General features: G+C 34.6%; 17 protein-coding genes and 1 pseudogene. 5 read left to right on the forward strand and 13 right to left on the reverse strand.

Annotation, left to right across the window (positions count from 1 at the left end; all coding sequences use genetic code 11):
* Positions 1–397: 397 nt before the first annotated feature.
* Both GYM71_RS09440 and GYM71_RS09445 read right to left on the reverse strand, forming a co-directional pair.
* Entirely contained in the window at positions 398–712 is a 315-nt protein-coding gene (locus GYM71_RS09440) for a phage holin, LLH family (protein WP_220220276.1), read from the reverse strand.
* The gene (locus GYM71_RS09445; protein ID WP_220220277.1) at positions 705–968 is read right to left on the reverse strand and encodes a hypothetical protein; all 264 of its coding nucleotides are present in this window, start codon (positions 966–968) and stop codon (positions 705–707) included. Before GYM71_RS09445 ends, GYM71_RS09440 begins: the two co-directional genes overlap by 8 nt.
* 301 nt (positions 969–1,269) lie before the next feature.
* Here GYM71_RS09445 and GYM71_RS09450 point away from each other — a divergent pair, with 301 nt between their 5' ends.
* The 3 genes from GYM71_RS09450 (at position 1,270) to GYM71_RS09460 (ending at position 5,059) form a co-directional block, all read left to right on the forward strand.
* Positions 1,270–1,995 carry a helveticin J family class III bacteriocin gene (locus GYM71_RS09450; RefSeq protein WP_220220278.1) on the forward strand — a complete coding sequence of 242 codons (726 nt, stop codon included), beginning with the start codon at positions 1,270–1,272 and terminating at the stop codon, positions 1,993–1,995.
* A 361-nt stretch (positions 1,996–2,356) separates the two neighbouring features.
* Positions 2,357–3,838, forward strand: coding sequence for an SLAP domain-containing protein (locus GYM71_RS09455; RefSeq protein WP_220220279.1), 1,482 nt, complete (start codon positions 2,357–2,359; stop codon positions 3,836–3,838).
* Positions 3,839–4,096: 258 nt separating this feature from the next.
* Complete coding sequence (locus GYM71_RS09460) at positions 4,097–5,059, forward strand: helveticin J family class III bacteriocin (RefSeq protein WP_272876718.1); 963 nt, start codon at positions 4,097–4,099, stop codon at positions 5,057–5,059.
* Positions 5,060–5,575: 516 nt separating this feature from the next.
* Here GYM71_RS09460 and GYM71_RS10385 read toward each other — a convergent pair.
* The 10 genes and pseudogenes from GYM71_RS10385 to GYM71_RS09505 all read right to left on the reverse strand — a co-directional run.
* Positions 5,576–5,921 (reverse strand): annotated as a pseudogene (locus GYM71_RS10385) (SLAP domain-containing protein); the annotation flags it as partial.
* A gap of 108 nt (positions 5,922–6,029) precedes the next feature.
* Positions 6,030–6,371, reverse strand: a complete 342-nt coding sequence (locus GYM71_RS09465) for a hypothetical protein (RefSeq protein WP_220220280.1) — start codon at positions 6,369–6,371, stop codon at positions 6,030–6,032.
* A 795-nt stretch (positions 6,372–7,166) separates the two neighbouring features.
* Complete coding sequence (locus GYM71_RS09470) at positions 7,167–7,424, reverse strand: AbrB/MazE/SpoVT family DNA-binding domain-containing protein (RefSeq protein ID WP_220220281.1); 258 nt, start codon at positions 7,422–7,424, stop codon at positions 7,167–7,169.
* A 266-nt stretch (positions 7,425–7,690) separates the two neighbouring features.
* Complete coding sequence (locus tag GYM71_RS09475; protein WP_220220282.1) at positions 7,691–7,954, reverse strand: Txe/YoeB family addiction module toxin; 264 nt, start codon at positions 7,952–7,954, stop codon at positions 7,691–7,693.
* Positions 7,955–7,956: 2 nt separating this feature from the next.
* Complete coding sequence (locus tag GYM71_RS09480) at positions 7,957–8,232, reverse strand: type II toxin-antitoxin system RelB/DinJ family antitoxin (protein ID WP_220220283.1); 276 nt, start codon at positions 8,230–8,232, stop codon at positions 7,957–7,959.
* Between the two features lie 187 nt (positions 8,233–8,419).
* Positions 8,420–8,959 carry a 6-phospho-3-hexuloisomerase gene (gene hxlB, locus GYM71_RS09485; protein ID WP_244986820.1) on the reverse strand — a complete coding sequence of 180 codons (540 nt, stop codon included), beginning with the start codon at positions 8,957–8,959 and terminating at the stop codon, positions 8,420–8,422.
* Entirely contained in the window at positions 8,956–9,426 is a 471-nt protein-coding gene (locus GYM71_RS09490; protein ID WP_220220284.1) for a PTS sugar transporter subunit IIA, read from the reverse strand. The genes hxlB and GYM71_RS09490 overlap by 4 nt, the downstream gene beginning before the upstream one ends.
* A gap of 10 nt (positions 9,427–9,436) precedes the next feature.
* Complete coding sequence (locus GYM71_RS09495) at positions 9,437–9,721, reverse strand: PTS sugar transporter subunit IIB (protein WP_220220285.1); 285 nt, start codon at positions 9,719–9,721, stop codon at positions 9,437–9,439.
* 32 nt (positions 9,722–9,753) lie between these two features.
* Positions 9,754–11,124 (reverse strand): PTS galactitol transporter subunit IIC, encoded by a 1,371-nt coding sequence (locus GYM71_RS09500; RefSeq protein WP_220220286.1) that lies wholly within the window; start codon positions 11,122–11,124, stop codon positions 9,754–9,756.
* 5 nt (positions 11,125–11,129) lie between these two features.
* On the reverse strand, positions 11,130–11,657 hold the full coding sequence (locus GYM71_RS09505) for an RpiB/LacA/LacB family sugar-phosphate isomerase (protein ID WP_220220287.1): 528 nt from the start codon (positions 11,655–11,657) through the stop codon (positions 11,130–11,132).
* Between the two features lie 228 nt (positions 11,658–11,885).
* Here GYM71_RS09505 and GYM71_RS09510 point away from each other — a divergent pair, with 228 nt between their 5' ends.
* Entirely contained in the window at positions 11,886–12,641 is a 756-nt protein-coding gene (locus GYM71_RS09510) for a DeoR/GlpR family DNA-binding transcription regulator (RefSeq protein ID WP_220220288.1), read from the forward strand.
* A 93-nt stretch (positions 12,642–12,734) separates the two neighbouring features.
* Here the strand turns inward: GYM71_RS09510 and nagA are convergent, their stop codons facing one another.
* On the reverse strand, positions 12,735–13,895 hold the full coding sequence (nagA, locus tag GYM71_RS09515) for an N-acetylglucosamine-6-phosphate deacetylase (protein WP_103752507.1): 1,161 nt from the start codon (positions 13,893–13,895) through the stop codon (positions 12,735–12,737).
* Between the two features lie 154 nt (positions 13,896–14,049).
* Here nagA and GYM71_RS09520 point away from each other — a divergent pair, with 154 nt between their 5' ends.
* The gene (locus GYM71_RS09520; protein ID WP_244986821.1) at positions 14,050–17,043 is read left to right on the forward strand and encodes a TIM-barrel domain-containing protein; all 2,994 of its coding nucleotides are present in this window, start codon (positions 14,050–14,052) and stop codon (positions 17,041–17,043) included.
* Positions 17,044–17,253: the final 210 nt, after the last annotated feature.

The raw sequence follows: 17,253 nt of genomic DNA on the forward strand, positions 1-17,253 counted from the left end.
ATATAACCTTTATTTACATGCATGGTAAGCTAGTTTTTTAAACTTCATTTTCAGGAAATAGTTCTAGTCCAACTTTTTATATTAAGATGAAACTAATTTATTATAGAAGTTATCCGGATAAACCACTTATAGTTTCATAAGCATTTCCCCTTCTTACAATTATAAAAATAGTATTTGGAACAAGTTAATTCGACTTCGAAGTCATCTTTAATATACCATATATTCCAGTTTTTGCAAACTTATGTTCGGCAATTATGGAAATTATTTAATTAGCCACTTGTGTAATAAACAAAAATTAAATTATCATCAAGTATAACAACCAAATATAGACCAAAAATGCCTAATTCAAGCAAAGCACCTCAAGATGACCTTTAATGAAACTTTAGTCGATATAATATTAATTTGTTTTTTTATTTTCATTATAAGCATGTTGAATTAAACCGGAAGCTAAACTTTTATCCAAAGGTGCATTTAGTCTATCTGCCTGCCTAACAAGTTTATTAACTGCGGTAGTTTTCTTTTCTATTCCATTTTTTTCTGTCTTAGTTTCTTCTTGTTCAACTATTACTTGTGCAATTTTGTACCAAACATCAAGTTTTTCGGCTAAAGAACTATTATGGATTTGGATATATGGGTATATACCCACAAATGCAAAGGCTAAAATAACAACTAGTATCCCTAACATCATTATGAAATTCTTTATACTAATCATTTTTATTAATCTCCTTTCTTTCAATATCAGTATTCATAAGTTTTAATTTTCTAATTTCCTCCTTTAACATATCTATCTCGTCTTCATCTTCACGGTACTTTTCATGATAGTACTTTATATCGTTATATAGCCTTTTCCTCTCAGTTTCATCAGCTTCAAATTTTGACATTATTCGCCAGTAATAAAGACCAATTACTATTGAAATGAGACCACCAAATGCGGTAAAAGTTAGTAGCAATAATATATCTCTATTCATTTTATAAAACTCTTTTTATATTTTAAGCATAATAAAAACATTCTAAATGTAATCAATTATATATTTAAAATCTTTTTATTTTTAAATCTTTTTATTTTTTAAGTTACTTCTTTATAAGCTTTGTACTTATTACTAATATAGCATTATTTTGCGGTTTTTACCAAACATACGTTCTTAAATATTTTTATAATATTTTTTGAACATCTGTTTGCATACGTGACAAGGATGTGTTATATTAACCTTGATATCGATATCAATATATTAACTTGTTTTTAATTGACTTCTGAAAGGGAGAAATATCATGAGTAATGCATTAATTATTCCGAAATATAGCATAAGCAAATCCTTATATAGTAAATCTTTTACTAAAGGGCTTAATGCTACCAACTTTAATGAATACGATTCACAAATTATTTTAAGTGAACTAATAAATTTAAATTATGCAGGAGATTTCAAATTATCTGAAACCAATATAACTGAGTCTCGAATAACAATTGCACCTGATTACGGAACTTTTTTATTATTAATCATAGATAGTAGAGGTAACGCTTACTTTATTTTATATGATCTAAATGAATTTAATGATTTGTTGGATCAAAGTAGCAATAACTTTCTTAGTCTTAAAGAAATAGACTATTTAAGTGAATTTAAGATAACTGACTTTAAAAATATTGTTGGCTCTTTTCAAGGATTTGGTATTGATAATGATCTAAATATATATATTTCTAGCGAATATCCACCTACAGTAAAAAGTTATTTTTCTCATGATAGAAAGATAATAAAAATATCCTGGAATCGAAATGAACCAAGTGACTGGAGAATTCTAGACTTATCTAGCGATAATGCTTTGGATCATGAACATTGCACTACTGAATTTAAAAATATTCAGGTCATACATGAAAATGATCTTTTTCTAACAGTTGCCTATTATAAACTTAAAATTGATGAAAAATTGAATAGATTTGTTGAACAAATTTGTAACGGGGTGTTTGAAATTAAATGGTATACAAATGCAGACATTTTTTAACTTACTTATTTAATTAAATATAATGACTAAAAAGTAATTCATAAAATATTTTTTATTTCCTTAGGACTAATTTTCAAAATTCAATTGGCATTAGTCCTTTTTTATACATTAATCTTAAAATTTAAGCTAATTTATATTTTCTTATTCCGTTATCTACTTAATTATCCGGCTAACTACTATTTATTCTTATAATACAAGTTATGTTAATAAAAATCCCTGATTTTAACTTGGCGTTTGCAGATTTTATTGCTCAAAAGATCCATACAAAATATGTTTTAATTCTATTTATCATTTTTAATAATCTTATTTCTTGCATTGGTGTATAATGTTCCCAAGTAAACGATTATATTGAGGTGATTTTATGAATCTAAATAAAAAAATAGTGTTCGGTTCAGTCGCAAGTATTTTAGCGCTGGGCTCAGTAGTACCGATAATTCAAAGTTCAAATCTATCAACTGTATCTGCTAAATCAGCAACTATTACTTTAAATCATAATTCCTACATTTACAGCTCTAATGGCAAGCGTACTTATTTTAATGGTAAAAAGACCTTAAAAACAGGTACGGTTGTAAATTCAAACGGAAAGATTTCAACTATTAATGGTAAGAATTATTATTCCATTACTAACAATGCTTATATTAAAGCTAGCAATGTAGGGATGATTGATGATCAAGTCCAAAAAGGCAATTTGCAGTTAAATTATAATTCATTTGTCTACGACAAAAACGGCAAGCGTTTATCTACATACCGTGGGAGTAAATCTAATACCCATATCAAAAAAGGCACTCCTTTAAAATATGCCACTTCTATTGAGCCTGTTGATCGAAATAGTAAACATTTTTATCTTTTAAATGACGATGGTTACAATCAATCTTGGCTACCATATGAAAAAATCGGTAATAAATATTACTACAATATTGGTGCTGGAGGCTATATCAATGCTTCGAATGTAGATAAAATTGACAATAAGCCCCTATACACTACTGAAACTTCTGTTACAATTGAAAACTCAAATATTAAGCAGCCATTTACGATTGGTACTGGCAAAGACAAAACAGAAATACAGAATGGTAAGACTTACAACGTTGACAGGATTACAGGTGTAACCGCTGATCCATCTAGTCTTACAGAATATCGTATCAGCGGTACTACCGATGCCTTTATTAGTTCTAACCTTGTCAAAACTAGGCCTCGTCAAAGATTAGAAATATATACGTATGCCACATATGTAAGTTTTAATAAAGCTACAGGTACATATGACGCACACGGAAAGGCCCTACATATTGAAGGTACCCATTCTACTTTTAATAAAAATGATAAATATCCGGTTGAGGATTTAACATACATTTGGATTCCTGAAGAAAATAAGGCTGAACTATTTTACTTACTACAATATTCTTGGACTAAAAATGGTATCAAAAATAGTATACCGGGTAACTTTGTGAATGAGAGTTATCAAGGACTTATCTACGTTAAAGCATCTGATGTAAATTACTGTTCTGGACCTTATCTGAAACCAGATAATTCTCCTGAGCAGGCAAAAGCAGATGCTAACGTGGCCAAGGAAGCTGATAAAAAAGAGCTTCAAAACTTAATTAGTCAAGAAAATACGATAGTTGCCTATAAGAAGGATAATGTTATCAGATTTTGTGACGTATATTATAGCTATGCCTTAAAATTTGCTAAGAGCATAAATGACTCAAATACTGCAAGTATAGCAGAAGTTAAAAAAGCCACTTCATTATTATCTACAGCTCAAAAAGCAGTAATTAATAGTACTCCTGAACAAGACCAAATAGATAATATTTTGATAAATACTAATCCCTATCTTTATATAAAATAGAATAGCAATAATCAAAGCTAATACAGTTTAAAGCTTCATTTCGATACTTAATCGGAATGAAGCTTTTTAGTTTAGTCTTGTATATAACATTTACTACTCAATGGCATTTTGATAAGTCTTTCAAATTTTGATGTATACATTTTTTATTTTCATCGAACATCAGTTTGCTTTTTGCGAACATATGTGCTATATTAATCATGATCTCGAGATCATATTAACTTGTTTCTATCAATTATTTTTCGAAAGGACTATATAATTATGAGTAAAAAATCTTACGCATCAACTACATTGATGTACACATTAGATGAATATAACAATGGACTATATCAAAATGTCGTTCAGAAAGGAAATGTTGGATCAAAATACTGTTATGCACTTCAACTACATGGCGGTAAAAATGGCTCAAATTACGTTTTTAGAACGCCTATACAAGCAGACATGAATTTTAATAAAAATTGTGTTCTAATATTATCTGGAACAGCATGTGGACACACACAAACCTTTGAATATTCTGGTCAGTCTGGTGCTTGGTTCATTGGTACTAAAGGAAAGTTTTCAGATGCTGATTCAAAAAAATATAAATGGGCTTCTCAAATAGCTCGTGTCCAAATTCCTGGCGGATCATTTTCTTCCAACACGCAGTTACCCAGATTTTCTTGCTTAAATCGAGCCGGTGATGGTACTAAAATTGATGGATCTACTTTTGCTGGTACTGATTTATATCGTTCAGAAGCAGCAGTTTCTCCAGACTATAGTAAGTTTTTATTAGCAACTATTGATACTAATGGAAATGGTTACTTCTATTTATATGATTTAGACGAAATTAACCAAGCGCTAAACGATGCAGGAACTACTGATGTTGATATTGGAACTATTCCATGTCTAGAATCATTTGCCATCCCTAGCATAACCAATGAATATAATTCCATTGGATCAATTCAGGGTTACGATTTAGATAATTACAATAATATTTATATTTCAAGTCAGTATTCTGGGAAGTCTAACCGTAATATTTATAAAATTCCATGGGGAGCAAGTGATCAATCACAATGGGATCAAATCTCTCTAACCAGTGAATCGGCTTTAGATACATCAGGTTATTACACTGAATTAGAGAGCGTCCAAGTCCTCAGTGAAAACGATCTTTATTTGACTGTGGCTTACCACCGAAATTCCGATAACGCCACAACAAGAAATCGTATTTTTGAAGTACAATGGTAAGTATAATTTGTTCTTTAAGATATCGGAATAACAATAATTACTATAATTAGCTCTTTAGCATTTGAATATATTTAGCTCTATATGATAGAAAGAAAGATTGAAAACTTCAATCTTTCTTTTTTATTACCAAAATGTTCTAATGATATAAAGTAATCAAATACTACTTTGTATTAAAGCATTTTACTAGTTTCATTTTATATGTGACATCTAACTTGGATTACTTTGAACTTGAATTAATAAATTTCGCAAGTTCTAAACTCTTATTTAGTTGAATCAAATCACAAGTAACTTCTTTAATTTTAATATTCAAAATTAAGACTTGATTTCGATATTCAATCGGAACGACTTTAGGATTTTCTCTCAATTTACTTCATTATAAATTAATAATTAAAATCGTTTATATTGTCTCCCCCTACATTACATCTTTATGTTAAGGAAAATGCGGTTTAAAACCTTTCAGTCAAAAAATGTTTAGCATTTCTCATAGACTCTTTAGACTTTATTTTTGTTTATCGCCTAATTTGTTTTATCCTGGTGGGCTTGCTTTTCTGCATCTTGGGCAGTATTGCTCGGCTTTAACTTAATCCCGTAAACGAACTTTACTTCGCTACTTTTAACATAAGCATCGCCAACATCAATTTTTTCGCTAACATCCGGCTGAGTAGCATAGAATGGATGACCTTTAAGGTGATAGATAGAATAATTCTGCCTTATTTTCAGCAGGTACCCAAAGATATAGCAGCTTATCTACTTTAATGAATCCACCCTGTTTTCTGATTCTTTGACCGTGATGGTCTTGCATAGTGCCGTCTGCATTATAAACATCTACGTCTTTAGTAAACTTGATGTACGAAAAAGTCTCAAAGCCTTTTAACTCTTGAGACTTACTGCAAATTTAACAAACAGTAATGTCGTGAAATACATGTCCCTCAAATATTTTGTGGTTAACTTACAACCCATTTCTTATAAATTAATTTTCCAAAAGGCTAACGTCGCGTACGCTAATTTTAAAAATTGGCTTTACATCGTAATTTACAACACAGTGCTTATGATTAATTATTCCATCATATTCAAGTATATTACCAGTACTTTGATTCTCACTAGTTATCTTAAAATGCCTGTCTTTACTTTTTTTCAATACATCATATGTTTTCTGATCATATGAATAATACCCAAGACTGCGTTCATTTTTAAAAGCGTTATAGGCTATTGTTTCCAAAGAAAAATGATATAAGTTGATACCCATATTTAGGATAAAATAAAATACAATAGCAGCTACAATAAATTTTTCAATCCGCTTAAAGAAATCCACGATTATTTCCTCATAATGCCATAATAATTTTGATTATAACTATATTCTACATCAGTTAAATCTTTATCCAAATCTTCCTGTACTTGCTTTCTGTGCTTAAACTATAATATTTTTAACAATAGTAAAACCCTCTAAATTTCTTTTTATTTTCAATCTAGGGGGCTTACATTATAAATTTATAGTCCATTAAGAAACTGTAAATGCTTCTTGTAAAGACAATGTGTAGATTTTCGCTTTATGGAGGAAAAGTAGCAAACGATAATATTAAAACTAGATATTTTGAAAAATTGAAGGATCTAACAAACTAAAATACACGGCTCCAATTAAATATCGAAGTCGTGCGTTAGTTCTTGCTTAATAATAAAGTGTCTATTTTTTAGTTGCAATTCAATTTCAGGGTTTTAGTTTAGGATAAGCAATATTTTGACAAAATTAACGCTTATCTAAAATTTGATATGCTCTAGATAGTAAGTTATCCAAATCTTTGTCACTAACATGGCCAACAATTCTACCATGTCGACCGAAAAAATCATAATTAGGCATGAAAAAAGTAATTATACTACCAGATACTCCACTATTAATGTCAGCAAAATGATAGTATAGCTCACCCTTATCTTTATTAAGGCCATGTGAGAGAGGCATACAGATAACTAATTCCGTTTTTTGATTATATTGCATTATTTGATATAACTATTACTGGTCTCTGAATATTGCCTGATTGGAAACTATGCCCACCTTCTTCTCATCCTGCATGAGGTTCAGCATCTATCCAAATAATATCTCCTTGTTTGGGCGCTACCACGATATGTTCTCCTTACCAACCTGCATTGTATCAGGATTGCCTACTTTTTCAATTTCTTTTTTAAAGTCAATATCATCATATTCCCCATTAAACCACGGATTAGAGCCAATAGCCTTATAGATTAAAGTGCCATTATTTTCTTGGGTCAATTCAAATCGTTGACCCAGTTTAACATCTGCCTTACTCGGAATCGTGAGAACAGCAGAATTACCAACTTTTTTAACAACAAAGCTACCTAATTTCTTTTCCATTAATATCATCTCATTAGTTCATTTTATTATAGGTATACACGATTTCTAAAAAGATTGCAATTATATCTTTACAAAGTCTAAGCAATATATTATTAGCAATTATTTAACATAATTTAATAGATGTTATAGTAATTTTACACAAGATTATTTAAACATCTCTCTAATTTAATTATGATATTATATGCTTTGTTAGGTATTATATTTTTTATCTTAAATTATCTCTAATTATATATTGATACTTTTCGTGATCTAAAAGTTATCATGGTCTAATCGTTTTCTTCATAATGTGTTTTACAAGCTACAATAATTAAATGACCTTTTTTTGTAGTATAAACTAAACGATCTTGATTGTTAATTCTCCTTGACCAACCATTCTGATACTTCAAACGCTCCGGCTTGCCCAACCCATTTGCTAAACCATCCCGCTGGATTGATTTAATTAACTTATTTATTCGCTTTAAGGGCTTTCGATCTTGACTTTGCCATGAAAGATATTCATCCCATGCCTTATCTAAAAATTCAACTGACATAATTAATTTTCATTATCTAACAGCTGATGGGAATGCACATCACGATAACTTTCAACCTCTTTAAAACGCTTATTAAGTTCAGTTTGATTTGTTTCACTATAAAATGGATCTTTGACATCAAAGGGTAATCCACCTTCAGATATACTCTTTTTGATAAAAATATTAACTGCTGTGGAAAGGTTCAGACCTAAACTATCAAACAATTCAGCTGCTCGCTTTTTATCAGATGAACTTACCTTAATTGAAATAGAAACTTTCTTTTTTACAGTATCTGACATCACTAATCACCTCATAGAGTTTGTATCACACAGTGCATACATTGTATAGTCATTAGATTACTATCAACAGGGAAGCAATTCAATACTTACTAAAAAGTAATATAAAAATCCTCCAAATTGGGCTACAATTCGGAGGATAATTTTTAACTATTAGGTCAAAATCTTAGAAAGTCTTTTAAATAAATTCTTATTCGATGTCTGCATGATTTTTACGCATTGAAGTTTCATCTATACCAGTAATTTTCATCAATTTAAGCGAAATTGCATCAAATAATAATAATGACATCTGTTCAAATAATGAACCCATTGGTTGCAGAGAAGTAGTTTGTGAAACTTTAGATTGCGCAGCAATCTTAACTACTGTATCTGCTACCTTAGCCAAGGGAGAATGCACATCAGTAGTAATTATTACTACCTTAACGCCATTACTAACAGCAACTTTAGCTTGTGCTAACAATTGCATTGAGCATCCCGAAGCTGAATTAATTATTAACAAATCGCCCGGTTGAGTGTGGGGCTCACTAATCTCACCAACCACACTAATAGTGAAACCTAATTGCATCAACCGATTAGCAAACGCTCGAATCATTAATCCTGAGCGGCCCGCACCAGAAAGATAAATGCGCTTAGCATTACGGATTAACCGGATCAATTCACTAACTTCCTTACTAGCTAAAGGATCCGGAACATGTGCTAACTCATCTAAAATTACTGCTAACTCACTCAATTTGTCATTTCCTTTCCTGTCAATTTATCCGTTAAATTAGCAGCTAAATTAGCTAATGGTAGATTAGCCAAATCGTGGATAAATTCTTCTGATTGGAATAACTTCATTAAATTGCGAAGCATTGTCAGATGCTGCTCACCTTTAGCCAAAGCCAAGTTAAACAAAAACTTACATTCAACCTGCTTTTTAGCATCTTCCATTAGTCCGAAACTTACAGGCTGAATTAAGCGAACAAAGCTAATACTACTTTTTTTAACTAAATTTGAATCACCATGTGGAATCGCAATGCCTGTCCCATCAGCCAGCCTGAGGCCAGTGGGAAATTGCTTTTCACGATCAATACAAGCTTGTGAAAAAGCTGGGGTAATTGCATCTTTTTTCAGCATTGCCTGACCAGCAAATTTGATCGCTTCCTGATAAGTTAAAATATCTGGGGTTCCTTCATTTACAAAAATCTCAATGTTCATTGCATGCCCTTTATTTAGTTAATTCATCTTTAATTTGCTCTAAAACTTCGTCTTCATTTATCCCAGTTAACAATGCTGATCCAACAATTACTGGCGTTTTTACGCCTGGACGATCAAGCTTGGTTGAAGAAACGATTAAATCCTTACTATTAAAAGTATCATCCGTACAGTCCATGAGTGAAGCTTTATCAAGTTCTGCCTGTACTCCCTGTTCATCTAAATAATCTTTTAATCCGGCCAACATAATTGATGATGAGGCAATGCCATTACCACACACTACTAAAACTTTTTTCATTTTTATTCCTCTTTTCGTTATCTTATTACCTATTAATTAGCGGTAGAATTATCAATTTCAATTTGTTTTCGTTCCCGCTTTTTTAGCCAGTAACCGAATAAAATTACGATGGCTGCAACTGCTAAATAACCAAAAATTCCTACGTGTGAAACTGCAGCAAATAATCCAGTTAAAGGATTTGCTGATGGGTTTAATGACGAATACATTACGCCCTTTTTTGCACCAGCACCAAATTGCTGAAATACCTGGTTTGTAGCTGGTGTCATCCAGGAAGCAATATATAATCCTCCACCAAACAAGAATACAGAAGCAAGCCAAGTTCTAATAATATTGCCTTTAAAGACTGGAACCATTGCGGCAATAAAGAAAACAAATTGGGATAAATCACCCATTGGCATAACTTTGTTACCTGGAAGAATAACTGCTAAAATCACAATAATTGGAATCAGTAATAAAGCAGGTGCAATTACCGCTGGATTACCAATAATTAAAGCAGTATCCATTCCGACAGTGATTTCACGATCTGGAAAACGTTTGACCATTTTTTTACGAACAGCATTGGATAAAGGAACTAATCCTTCCATCATAATCGAAGTCATCTTCGGCAGTAATAGCATTACAGCTGCTAAGTACATCCCTAATTGCAGGCTGCTAATAATTGCATGGTATGGATTGCTCCAACTATAACCAACTAGTCCCAAGCAAACCCCAATTAAAAAACCAACCATTGTCGGATCACCGAAAATACCAAATTTTTTCTGTATACTTTCAGCCGTAGCATTCCAGTGACGGACACCAGGAATGTGATCAAAAAGCCAGTTAAACGGGTACGCAAAGAATAAATAAGTATTAGCAACAGGGTGCGAAATTGAGACCCCTTTTGGCAAATTGTAAAATTCATTATTATTTTTGGCACCCAAATCGGCTCCAATTAAGGCAATCATGTGAAAGATTGCTGCAGTCAATACACCATAGAGAAAATTGCCTGAATAGGCATAGACAATTGCACCCATTGATGCGTTTTGGTGTAAGTTGAAAACATCCACATTAACACAATCTGTTAGTCGCAAAACTAACATAATTATATTAGTGGCAACACAAAGTGGAATGATAATGGCACCCATACTAGAGCCAAATCCCATTACTGCTGTTGCGGCACCACCAACATCAATTGCAGATAGCGAGGAGCCAGTCTTAGCTGATAAGCCCTTGATTGCTGGTTGCATCTTTTCGAGCATGAATGTTACTACCATGCTTAAAGCGATAAAACCAATCCCAACTTTCATTGCTGATTGGGTCGATTCTGCCCAAGACCGCCCAAGCAGTTTCATTAATAGTAAGAAAATTACGGGAATAAAAATAAAATTCCCAATATCATTAATAAACTGAGTAATAATCGCCATCAGAATCAAGCCTCACAATCGTCTTCAAAACCCATATTCCATGCTACAAAATCCGGTTTAGACAATAGCCGATTATCATCAGCTTTCGCTTCCAATAGGTTCTTTTTTGAATTTTCACGAGCAGTTCTAAAATCAAACGGCTCATCCAAAAAGGCATCCAGAATCATTTCATGGTAAGGTAAACCATTAACTCTCATCCCTAAGCCAATAATTTGAACGTTGTTACTAAGCCGCGCCCGTTTAGCTGAATACGGGTTAGTTACGGCAGTTGCTCTAATTCCCCAATGCTTATTGGCTTGCATTGTAAATCCAATACCTGTCCCGCAAATATAAATTCCTAAGCGACATTGATCTCGCTGAATTACTTCAGCCATTTCATCTGCTAATTTAGCATAAGTGTTTTTGCCATCTTGAGGTACTTTAACAGGATCAAAAACTATTTCATATCCCTTAGTATTCACTAAGTAATCCTTCAGTTCCTCTTTTCGGGTAAACCCAATATCATCACAAGCAATTGCAATTTTCTTTTTCATCTAATCATCCTTTCACAAAACCAACTAAATAATCCGCTTTCATTGATTAAAACCAATTATAAACTTTGTTTTTATTGTTTTCAATTGCTTTTTTATTGTTTTTTAGTCAAAAAACCAATTTTAAAATTGGTAATAGTTTGTAGTTATGGCTTAAACTACTTTTTAATTATTAGTGAACAGCTTTTTAGTGGTATCATAATTACATGTTTAATAAATCGAGGTAAAATCATGAAGTTAATGGCCGATCGCCGCAATAATATCTTGGAAGAAGTCTTAAAAAAAGGGACTGTTTCCGTCCATGACTTAGCGCAAAAATTTGGCGTTTCTTATGAGACAATTCGGAAGGATTTAACTTATTTAGAAAGCCAAAAGCTGATCATCAAAGGTCATGGTGGAGCAACTTCAATTCAAAATAACGTTGAAAACCCCTTTAATGTTCGTTCAGAAGAAAATATCGAGTTAAAACAACAATTGGCACAATCTGCTATGTCCTTAATTCCAAATGGAGCAACTGTTATGCTAGGAACAGGCAGTACAGTACTGGAACTAGCTAAACTGCTAATTATGCGTGATGATTTAAAAATATTCACCAACTCTTTGCCTGTTGCCACTTATCTATTAAGTTCAAACAGTGAGTGTTATTTACTTGGTGGTAAATTGCGCTCAAAGAGTTCCTCTGTTTACGGCGGTTGGACAGAGAGTCTGCTTAAGCAAATTCAAGTTAGCATTTGCTTTTTAGGATCTGATGGTTTTTATAATTTTGCGGGCCCAACCAGTCCATCATATTCAGATGCTTCAATTGATGCCGTGATCTTGCAGCAAGCACGGAAAAAATATATCTTAGCCGATAAGACTAAGTTCAAACGCACTAGTCTCTATCAAATCACCCAGTGGAGTAATATCACTGGCTTAGTTACCAATAAAAATGCCGAAGAAGATCTGTTAGCTAAAGTTAAACAGCAAACGGTAGTAATCACAGCCTAACGATTACACTGTTTAAATTAATTTGAACACCAAAAAACCCCTAATTAGCACTTCTAATTAGGGGTTTACTTTTAATTATTTAAATGAATTAAATTACTTTTTTGCCTGATAGCGTGACTTACCGTTCAAGTAAGTTTCGCTCAATGTCATATCAGGGTTCAAAACGATAAAGTCAGCAGGCTTATCAGGAGCAATTGAACCACATTTATCTAAGATATTTGCGCTTTTAGCTGGTACATATGACGCCATCATAATTGCTTCTTCTGGGGTAGCAGCATTCCAGTCAACCACATTCTTAATAGCGACATTTAACTGCAAGATACTACCGGCAAGGTTATCGCCGTCCTTAAGACGGGCCATGCCATCTTTGACGTAAACTGGCAATTCACCAAGCATATAGTCACCATCTGGCATCATTCCCGCTTCCATACAGTCAGTGATTAAACAAATATGTTCTGCACCCTTAATCTTAATTAATGACCGAACCAATTCTTTTTTCACGTGGTGCCCATCACAAATCAATTCATCAGTAACATTATGCAAGTCCATTGCTGCATTTGAAATTGATGAGTCATGGTGTGACGGATCAGGCATGCCATTGAAAGTGTGCGTAAACATGGTTGCACCTGCTTCAACACCAGCTTTAGCTTGTGCGTAAGTTGCACTTGAATGGCCCAAGGAAACGACAACGCCCTCTTTAACAACAGTACGAATGAATTCCTTCGCACCCTTTCTTTCAGGTGCAAGGGAAATTTTGTTAAGTAAACCTTCTGATTGATCACGCCAGTCATTAAATTGCTTAATGCTTGGATCTAGCAAGTACTTCGGGTTCTCAGCACCAGCATGTTCTGCAGTAAAGTATGGACCTTCAAAGTGCAGCCCCTGAATCTTAGCACCAGTTTCTTCACCCTTACGGGCACCGAACATTTGACAAATTCTAGTTAAAGTATTTTCGTCCGCAGTATAAGTAGTAGGCAACCAGCTAGTAACGCCTGAGCGCAAAAAGCCTTCAGACAAACGGTTAATGCCATCCCATTCGCTTACCATTACATCTTCTTTTAAAGAACCGTGAACATGCGTATCAACCAATCCGGGTGCAATCCATTTACCAGGATAATCAACAATCTTACCTGTTGGGGTTTCGTTTTCAGGGTAGTAAAAACCAAACTTGCCATCATCTTGAACTTCAAGGTAACCGCCATCTTCAGTTACATTTTCAAGAAAAAACTTGTCAGCATGAATATAATACGTCATAATTTTTGCCTTTCACTTAAAAACTCGAACTTTGTCTTTATAAGTCCATTTTAGCTTAATGCACTGGTCATTACCAGTTGAATTACAAATAGTACGGAAAGTTTTGTTTTTTTAGTTATAATAGGTATAGGTAGACTATATAGGAAGCAAAATCATGATACAAGACACGCAAATAAATAGACATCAATTAGGGGCATTGACCGGTGCAAGTAAGTGCGATAACTATTATGAGTTGCACTTTGCAACTGGTGAAGTGGCGCACTTCTACATTTTGGCCGATGGAATTTTTCGTCTAATCCTTGATCCCGAACAAAATTTCACTGAACAGCCAGCTTCATTTATTCAGCTAGCTAAATTTGATAACAATGCTTTTGAGCGTTCACAGGTACGGGCAACTAACGACTCATTAATTATTCACTCGGGTAATTACCAAGTTATTTTTTGGCAAAAGCCGGCTATTATGAGTATCTTCGATGAAACTTTGCACCGAACGAGAATGTCGCAATCTAGCCCATTAGAGCTTGGTACTGAGCAAACTAGCGAATTTTTAGTCCAAAATAAAAACGAATTTTACTTTGGTGGCGGTTTACAAAACGGCTATTTTAGTCACAAGGGCCGGAAAATTCAAATTAAGCATGACCAGATCACAGGCGACGGCGGGGTTGTCACGCAAGTACCATTCTTCTGGTCCAACGCAGGCTATGGTGAATTACGTAATACTGTTCAAAGCGGTACATATGATTTTGGGCAGAAAAATCACAGCGTCACTACGTTGACACACCAAGATCAACTTTTTGACAATTTTTACCTGGTGGGCAACACCCCGCAGGAACTTCTTGCTAAATTTTATCAGCTAACCGGAAAACCCGTCCTATTGCCTAAATATATGCTTGGCTTAGGACATCTAGGCAATTTTTGTACCACTCTTTGGCAGCCTAGTGCAGCATCAGTTCGCAACGCAACAAAAATTAACAATAATTTTTATCTACGGACGCGCAATGAAAATTCTGCCTCGGGAAAAGCATCACTTAACGGTGAAGAAAATTATCACTTTTCAGCAAGGGCAATGATTGACCGTTATAAAGCCATGCACATCCCATTAAGCTGGTTTGTACCCAATTACGGCGTTCAAGCAACTAATGAGCAAGCTCTCGCCTTTTTTAACGATTATGCGTTAAATCAGGGCGTTCATCCCGGCTTATGGCATGAAGAAGACGCAACTTTACCAGCAAAAACTGCCTTTACTTACAGTAATAACCCCAACTTAACTGCTTCGGATACTGAGAAGCTGAAAACAGAACTGCAACGTAAGCGGCCACTGGTCTTAAGTAACTCCGGCTTTGCCGGCATGCAAAAAGACGCCGCCATAATCTATGGTGATGTTGGGGGTAATTGGGAGAGTATCGCCACTCAAGTTGCCGGTTTAGTAGGTTCTAATTTATCAGGACAACCACTTGCTGGAGCGGCAGTTGACGGCCTTTTAGGCGGTGGCAATGCGCAAATTAATGTTCGCGACTTCGAATGGAAAGCATTCACACCCCTTCTTTTCAACATTGATGACCAAGGTGATTTTAGCAAGACACCGTTTGCTTACAATCGTAAAATTACGGAAATTAACCGCGCCTATTTGCAGTTGCACAGCCGTCTGAAAAATTATTTATACACGCTTAATGCACAGGCACGCGAAGGCAATCTTATCTTGCAGCCACTATTTATTGCTTTTCCAGATGAACGGACTAATTACACCGAACAATTCGGTACCGAGTTCATGCTAGGCAACAATTTGTTAATTGCACCTATTACTAATGGCCGCGAAGATGAAGAAGGCAATTCCCGCAAAGACAATTTATACCTGCCGGGTAAGCACACGATGTGGATTGATCTTTTTACCGGCGAAAAATATGCTGGTGGTCGTGTTTACAATAACTTAACCTACCCAACCTGGCATTTGCCAGTCTTTGTCCGTGGTGGCAGTATCTTTGATTTTGGCAAGCGTGACTATGTCATTTATCCGCAAGGAAACAGCCAGGCAGAAATTTACGACGATGATGGCTTAACCGATTTTGAACATAACTATTGCAAGACTCAGGTTACCAGCAAGCTTGATGAGGAAAAGTTGACAGTTACTATTAATCCGGTTAAAGGCGAATACCCTGATCTGGAAGCAGAGCAAGCAACCAATTTAACTTTATTATGCGATTCTTATCCTGATAATGTTATTGTTAAAATAAATGACCAAATTGTTCCGCTCCAAGTCTACGGCTCGCTTGATGCCTTTAACCTAGCACACGAAGGGATTTTTTATAATACTAACTATTCCTTAGCTGAATTTGATCAATATCATGACCAAAAGCAAAAGGCCCTCCAAATTAAGCTTGCTAGCCGTGAAATTGCAACTACCAAAATTGAAGTGACGGTGCGTAACTTTACTTACAGCAGCAAAGTCATGGTTCATTCAATTACCAGTGGGATTATTCCCTCACCGAAACTTCCTTCAGTTGATTCCAGCAAAATCACAGCTCATTCATTTGAACTCGCTTGGTCGCAAGCTGACGAAGTTCAAGTTGAAATTAACAATATCCTGTACGAAGGAATTAAGGGTAATAGTTTTACGTTCCATGAACTGACGCCTAATACCCGCTATATCATCCGAATGCGCTATGTTGTGGGCAATCGCGTATCAGAATGGTCTGATCTTTTCGGCGTAATTACTAAGCACGCAGCCGAGGACTATGCAATTCAGGAGATTACCGTTTCCAGCAACTGCGATAGCAAGCCGCACCATCCACTCGCATACTTGACCGACCTCAAGATGGCCAGTGAATGGCAAACTGAGCAGAGTATTGCGCCTGATAAGCCTCTGGAATTAACTTTTACCTTTAATGATATTGAAAAGTTAAGTCGGATGACTTTTGTTCCCCGTAACATTGATCACGAAGGCGACCCAACAGATATCAGTCTTGCTGTTTCAACTGATGGTGAAAATTACAACTTGTATGCCGAGCACCTAAAATGGCGAGCCGACAGTAAAAATAAAGTAGTTGGCTTACGTGATGTGCGGGCAAAGGCCGTTCGTCTCACCATTTATCAAAGCTCAGGACCTTTGGTTGCTGCGCGTGAAATCATTTTTTTCAGAGCTAAACGATAACTAAATAGCGGTAAAACAAAAAGAAGAGTCTGAGTAGAAACTAGCTCTTTGAATAAAGAAACAGGCAAAACACTTTTTTCAGTGTTTTGCCTGTTTTTTACTTATAGATAATTTATTTAAACAATTCACTATGCGTACCTATTCCAGACTGAATGCCATTTTGAGTCCTGTCTTCGTTTCTTTAGCTGTTTTTTAAATACTTTAGTATAT

The organism is Lactobacillus panisapium, from assembly GCF_019469265.1.
Classification (GTDB): domain Bacteria; phylum Bacillota; class Bacilli; order Lactobacillales; family Lactobacillaceae; genus Lactobacillus; species Lactobacillus panisapium.